The organism is Streptomyces hoynatensis, assembly GCF_003626535.1.
Classification (GTDB): Bacteria; Actinomycetota; Actinomycetes; order Streptomycetales; family Streptomycetaceae; genus Streptomyces; species Streptomyces hoynatensis.
The window spans coordinates 390151-396465 of sequence record NZ_RBAL01000005.1 but is presented as its reverse complement, the minus strand read 5'-3'; the positions used below and the strand labels follow the sequence as shown (position 1 = coordinate 396465).

Genomic DNA, 6315 nt, shown 5'->3' with positions numbered 1-6315 from the left:
GTCGCCACCCTGAAGTCCTGGCGGCTACTGCGAAAGTTGCGATGCAGCACGACCCGCATAACCAACCTGGTCAAAGCCATCCTTACCCTTCACCTGGACCCCGCAGCCTGAGGTTGAAAAAGGCTCACTGTTCTCCGATCTGACCGAGGTCCTGGAGGCTGGGCTGGATCAGCCCAACTGGCAGGCCAAGAGCATGGCTGCCCTCGATGCGTTCCCCGGGCTCGGCAAGACAACAATCGGCCTGGCGTTTGCCAAGCACGTGCACAACAGCCTGATCCGGCAGTACGGGCGGTTCACCGACTCCGGCCACGAGCGGTGGCCGGTGATCCGGGTGGGCATGATGGGCGACACGGGCGTCAAGGACTTCAACTGGGCGATGCTGGAGTTCTTCGCGCACTCCGGCCGCAAGACGGGCACCGCGAGCACGTTCCTGTCCCGGGCACTGGATTGCGCGCTGTCGTGCGAGTCCCGTCTGCTGCTGGTCGACGACCTGCAGTTCTTGCAGTTCCGCAGCGCGCAGGGCACCAAGCTGAGCAACCAGTTCAAGTCCATCGCCAACGAGTTCCCGGTGATGATCCTCTTCATCGGCCACGAACTGCAGACCAAGGGGCTGTACGACGACCCACAACTCGCCTACCGAATCACCCCGCTGGAGCTGAAGGCCTTCACAATCGACGACGAAGCTGGACGGGAACAGTGGCGCAACTTCCTACTCGCTCTGGAGCAGCGACTGGTCCTGGCACGCAAGTACCCCGGCATGCTCGCCGACGACCTCTCCGATCATCTATATGCCCGCTGCCACGGGCACATCGGCTCCCTCATGACGCTTGTCCGACGCGGCTGCCAGCGGGCATTCCGCACTGGTGAGGAGCGCCTGACCGTCGCACTGATGTCACAGGTCAAACTCGACCGGGCCGCTGAACAGCGACGGGCCGAGTGGGAGGCGCGACTGGCTTCCGGCGCCAACTCCAGCCGACCCGCACGTCGCCGGAAGCGGGAATAAGGATGAGCACGGTCCGGAAACACCGGGAGGCGCTGTGACCATGGACATTCCCCGGACCTTCCCAATTCGCCTCGCACCGCTGCCCGGAGAGGCGCTGGACTCATGGCTGGAAGCACTCGCACACCGCATGGACACCCGGTACGGCGACGTTCTGAGTGACCTGGGCCTGACCACGACCAGGATCGGCAGGCGCAACCTCGATCTGCCCACCGACTGGACCGTTGCACTGCTCGACCAGGAAGCAGCTCGGGTCGCGCACGCTACTGGCGTCGATCAGAAGCTGGTGCAGTCCATGACATTGATGCGCTTCCATGGCAGGTCGGTGCTGATCGACCTGGATACGCGGCAGGTGAATCGAAAGCGCCTGTGGGGACGTGGCAACGGGTCCCGCTACTGCCCGGACTGCCTCGCCGACAGCGGCGGCCGATGGCAACTGGTCTGGCGTCTGGGTTGGTCATTCGCCTGCCTGCAGCACTGCCGGCTCCTGGCCGACCTGTGTCCGAACTGCCAGAGGACGCCACGTCAGCGACTGTTCTCCCTTGAGGCACAACCCACACCTGGACGATGCGGAACTCGTCCGTCAAGACGCGTCGAACCCATCCGGACCTCCGGATGCGGGCACGACCTAAGTACGACCCACACGCTTCACCTCCCTCGCGATCACCCAGCACTGGTGGCGCAACATCACCTGCTCCACACCATCGAGACCGACCGCGCCGACTTCGGCCTCTACGCGCAACTGCCCCAACCAGCGAGCGTGGCCCTGTCCGAAATCCGGGCCGTCGCCGGGCGGGTACTCACCAATGTGACAGCGTTCGACCTGTTCGCATGGGCTCCAGAAGACATCCTCGGCGCCAACGGTGCTTCACAGCACCCTGACGGCGCAACCAAGCACAAGATGTTGATCCGCCCTGGGTTCATGGCGCCGCCGACCGCTATACGCACCGCAATCGCGGTCACCGCAGCACTGAGGATCCTCGGCCAGCCCTCTCCGCCGCCAGCCGTCTCCGCGATGCGCCAATTGATCGATTCATGCCGCGACAGCGCCGAGAAGACCACTGCCACCACCATCACCACCTGGGGCCGCGGCACCGGCCCGGTCCTGCGCTCGGTGCAGTTGGCCGCGCTCGGACCGTCGATGCGCCCCAGTGACCAGCTTCGGCGGAGAGCTACTTCCTTCCCCACAAGGCCAAGAATCGACGAGCAACAGCTCGGCCACCGCGCCCGCACGCTGCCCAGTGTCTTCTGGCCCTCATGGCTGGTGCGGTTGAGCCCGCCGGGTGTCTATCCGCGTTTGCTGGCACCCGCATTAGCCACGGCGACTCTGCTGGTCGGCAGCAGACTCCACCTGAATGCCGCGGCGACGATCCTCGGCTCGGCAACCGACGGTCGCGTCGTGTCGCGCATGCTGCAGCTACTCAAAGATCAGCAGTGCTGGGAAGCGGCATCGGTCGCCCTGGTCCGCCTCGCGGAATTCCTCGATGCCTGCGATGTCCCCATCGACTACGAGCGGCGCCGCCGACTGGACTACTCCAACCTGCTTCCGAACAGTCTGTGGGCCGAGCTCTGTCGCGCTGTCGAATACCGGCCAGGAGGTGAGTTGCGGGCCCGCGTCGCGAGGTGCGTGCTCTTCCACCGCATCAGCGGATTGCCCATAGAGTCCGCGCCAGGGTTCGCCGATACAGAGCAAGCACCATTTCGCTCCGAATGTGAGCGCTTCGGAGAAGCAAGGCCGCCGGCGGTCGCCCATGCGCTGGACGACGTTGCGCGCGACTTCCTCGCTGCCCACGGCGCAGGAGACGAACCTGTTGCCTGGCACCCGCCGCTCGCCCTACTCGACGACATCGACCTCCCTGGCCCCGACCCTGCCAGCATCGATATCGACCGCCTGCACGCACTCGTTCAAGGACATCGTTACTCGGCGCGGTTGGCCGCCGACGCACTGGACACCAGCATTGAGGCAGTCCGCATCGTCCTGAGCGAGCATCCGGCGCCTCCGGTGCCGCTGACCAAGGCACAAGAACGCGCTGCCGGACAGTCGCTACGAATCGCCCGGCAACTGCTCCCAGAGCACGAATTTCGATGTCGATACCTCGAAATGCGACAAAATACCCGGGCGATCGCACGAGATGTCGGCGTCTCACCTGGCAATGTCCTCAGGCTGGCACGGGACTATGGCATCGCCATGCGTAAGAGTGGCCAGCATCGGCGACATGAGGAAATCGACCGGGACTGGCTTTTCGAGCAGTACGTTATCCGCCGCCGCACTTTGCCCGACCTCGCTCGGGAGAAGGGTATGAGCAGCACCACCATGGCCAGGTGGGCTCGTGATCTTGGTATTCCAGTGCGGCCGTCCGGGGGACGGAGTCATGGAGCATATCTGCAGAGGAGCCTGGCACGAGACGACGATACGGGTCAGGGTCAGCCCGACGGGAACTGAACCTGAACTTTACGCGCGCTAGCGCGTGTTCCTCACCCCACGGGTCGGCTAGAGATCCGCGAGCCACGGATGCCCCGGGTGTACGCGAGCGAGTAGCTTAGCCAGGGTCTCGCGCTGATCCCGGGGCATGTGCGGGACGGTCGTGTCGAAGTCTCTCTGATCCTTTCGGCGGGCGTGCTTGGCCTTGAACAGCAGTACCAGTTCGGGCGCCAGATACGGGATGCCGTCTTGGGTGCGGTGGACGATGTCGCTGTAGGGAAGCCGGATCTTCTCATCACGTCGGTAGATCCAGGTGTCGCCGTCGTGTGGCTCCCGGAACACGTCGAGCACGTAGTTCCCGGTGGCCGGATCGCGCAGCCATGTCTGATGTACGGCGGCCAGCACCTCCGGTGTGATGTCCTCCCAGATCCGGCCACTGCCTGCCGCGTCGAAGACGTATCCGGGAAAGTGCTGACGGACCTCGGGGAAGCTTGCATCCGGAATCGCGATCTCGATGTCACCGTGAATGCGTGTCCGCCTGCCCAGGAACAGGTCCAGAGCCCAGCCTGCGGCCACGTACCAGGGCGTGCGGATCCCGGCCAACCGCTGCGCGACCTCGTTCGGAGTCCAAGAGGATGACCATCTGGCGTGAAGACCATCGATCTCGTCGGGTGACAGTTCGATGCCGCCGCTGGGCAGTTGCTCGCTCACCTCAAGGAACCTATCAGGGGTCTCCAACGCCTGACCGTGCCGCCAGCATCAGACCCCGGCTCGACATCGAGATTGGGAAGTTGCCTCCTCGTAGCTTCCCCTCAGCGTCTCTAGAAGCTTTTGATCTTCTTCGTCTTGGACCCCGTAGTCCCCCAGCCACATCAAGTCAACAAACTCCTCAACAGACAGGCTGTTGAACCAGTCTGCTCCCTCCTGGCTCCAACCTTCGTCGTCATCGGGCCTATTGGCTTTTCCCTGTCCCTTGGCGAGGCCAATGAGCGCAACACCGGCCGCGGCGACGAGAGTCGTGCCGCCGATGGCGATTTTCTTCCTATGCTTCTGGAACAGGTTCTTGACGGTGCCGGCAAAGGACGTGGTCTCGTCGCCCTCGGAGATGGTCTGTTTGGTGGTCACCCCCACAGATCTACCGGACCCGCACCTCAGATGTCAGGCGATCACCGACATCGGCCCTGGCTACTACACCGCTCCGTACCTGTGGAGCCAGTAGCCACAAGGACTATCCGGCAGCCAGCCCGAAACGCCGGAGCCAGCGAGGATTGGACACGATCCTGCGGACGGGCCTCGACGACAACTGACGCGGACTTGAGCGAAACGCCAGCTCAACGCCTCGCGATTGGACACCCCTTCGCGGAACCTACAGCGCACCGGACCGGGGTTCATCGCCCGGTCGTGGTGACGGGCTCGCGGTGCGCCGAGGGTGAGTTCGCTCGGGAGGGACGGGCCAGTGCCGCCGTGAGGACGGCCATGGCGGCGACGAGGGCGACGCTGATCCAGGCCGCGGTCTCGCCGGCTGCCGCATGGCCGGCGGCGCCTGCGGGAGGGGTTCCGAGTGCGTGGAAGAACACGGTGCCGACGACCGCGAGGCCGGCCGCGCCGGCGAACTGCTGGGTGGTGTTCAGCATTCCGGAGGCGATCCCGGCCTGCCGGGGTTGCACACCGGAGAGGGTGGCGCCGATCAGCGCCGGGAGGATCAGGGTGTTGCCCAGGCCCGTCAGGGCGAGTGCCGCGGCGAGCCACAGGACGTCGACGTGCCCGCCTTGGAGGTGCAGCGTGAGGGCGAGGGCGAGGTTGGCGAACAGGTCGATGGCACAGCCGAGCAGTATGACCTTGGTCGTGCCGTGGACGATAATCCATCGTTTCCCCACCAGCGGTGCGACGACTCCGGCGACGGCCATCGGCGCGAAGGCCAGTCCGGCTTGCAGTGGGGTGAGCCCGAGGCCGTTTTGGAGCAGCAGGCTGACGACGAAGATGCTGCTGGTGAAGTAGCTCATGAAGGCCACGCTGACGGCCAGGCCGGCGCTGAACGTGCGGACCCGGAAGAGGGACAGGTCCAGTAGCGGTGCACTGCCGCGGGCGAGCAGGCGACGCTCGTACGAGAGGGTCAGCAGCGCGACCGGAACGGACGCGATCAGCAGGCCCCAGCACCATGGCGGCCAGCCCTGACCGCGGCCGAGCACCAGCGGCACCAGGGCGAGTGCCAGGGAGCCGGAAACGCCGAGGACGCCCACGGGGTCCAGCGCGGCCTGCCGACCGGCCGTGCCCCGGGGCAGCACGCCTGCGGCGAGGGCGAGGACAACGACACCGACCGGCAGGTTGAGCAGGAAGATCACCCGCCAGCCCAGGCCGAACGCATCGGCATCCAGCAGCAGTCCACCGAGGACCTGGCCGAACACTCCGCTGACGGCGGCTGTGACGCCGAACCAGGCCAGCGCCTTGGGCCGTTCCTCCGCAGCGAAGTTGCCCATGATCACGGCCAGGATCTGCGGCACCATCATCGCCGCCGTCAGCCCTTGCAGCAGGCGCGCTGCGACCAGCTGACCCGGGGATTGAGCGAGGCCGCACAGGACCGAGGCGGCCGTGAAGGCCGCCATGCCGAGGAGGAACATCCGGCGGTGGCCGTACAGGTCGCCGAGGCGCCCACCGGTCACCAGCCCTGCGGCGTAGGCGAAGGCGTATCCCCCCACCACGAGCTCCAACGCCGCCTGCCCGGCGTGCAGGTCGTGCTGCAGCGACGGGACCGCGACGTTGATCACGTTGAGGTCGAAGCCGTACATGAACATCCCCGCAAGGACGACCGGAAGCAGCAACCGGTGGCGGCGTTCTGACGACCTCATGACACTCCCAGAGCTGTTCGATAAACATCGACGACGTCGAAGATTGT

At 65.5% G+C, this 6315-nt stretch carries 5 protein-coding genes and 1 pseudogene; 3 read left to right on the top strand and 3 right to left on the bottom strand.

The genetic code is table 11. From position 1 onward, the window contains the following. The 3 genes and pseudogenes from D7294_RS12155 to D7294_RS12145 all read left to right on the top strand — a co-directional run. Window positions 1-111 (top strand): annotated as a pseudogene (locus D7294_RS12155) (IS5/IS1182 family transposase); the annotation flags it as partial. 16 nt (window positions 112-127) lie between these two features. Continuing rightward, window positions 128-1003, top strand: a complete 876-nt coding sequence (locus D7294_RS12150; protein WP_120678609.1) for a TniB family NTP-binding protein — start codon at window positions 128-130, stop codon at window positions 1001-1003. A 40-nt stretch (window positions 1004-1043) separates the two neighbouring features. Next, complete coding sequence (locus tag D7294_RS12145) at window positions 1044-3443, top strand: TniQ family protein (RefSeq protein ID WP_241562302.1); 2400 nt, start codon at window positions 1044-1046, stop codon at window positions 3441-3443. A 48-nt stretch (window positions 3444-3491) separates the two neighbouring features. On the opposite strand, the gene D7294_RS12140 is transcribed toward D7294_RS12145, so the two are convergent. The 3 genes from D7294_RS12140 to D7294_RS12130 form a co-directional block, all read right to left on the bottom strand. Beyond that, the gene (locus D7294_RS12140) at window positions 3492-4133 is read right to left on the bottom strand and encodes a nucleotidyltransferase domain-containing protein (protein WP_120678720.1); all 642 of its coding nucleotides are present in this window, start codon (window positions 4131-4133) and stop codon (window positions 3492-3494) included. A gap of 48 nt (window positions 4134-4181) precedes the next feature. Beyond that, window positions 4182-4547: a hypothetical protein gene (locus D7294_RS12135; RefSeq protein ID WP_120678605.1), complete on the bottom strand. Its 366-nt coding sequence runs from the start codon at window positions 4545-4547 to the stop codon at window positions 4182-4184. 263 nt (window positions 4548-4810) lie between these two features. Next, complete coding sequence (locus D7294_RS12130; RefSeq protein WP_120678603.1) at window positions 4811-6268, bottom strand: MFS transporter; 1458 nt, start codon at window positions 6266-6268, stop codon at window positions 4811-4813. Window positions 6269-6315: the final 47 nt, after the last annotated feature.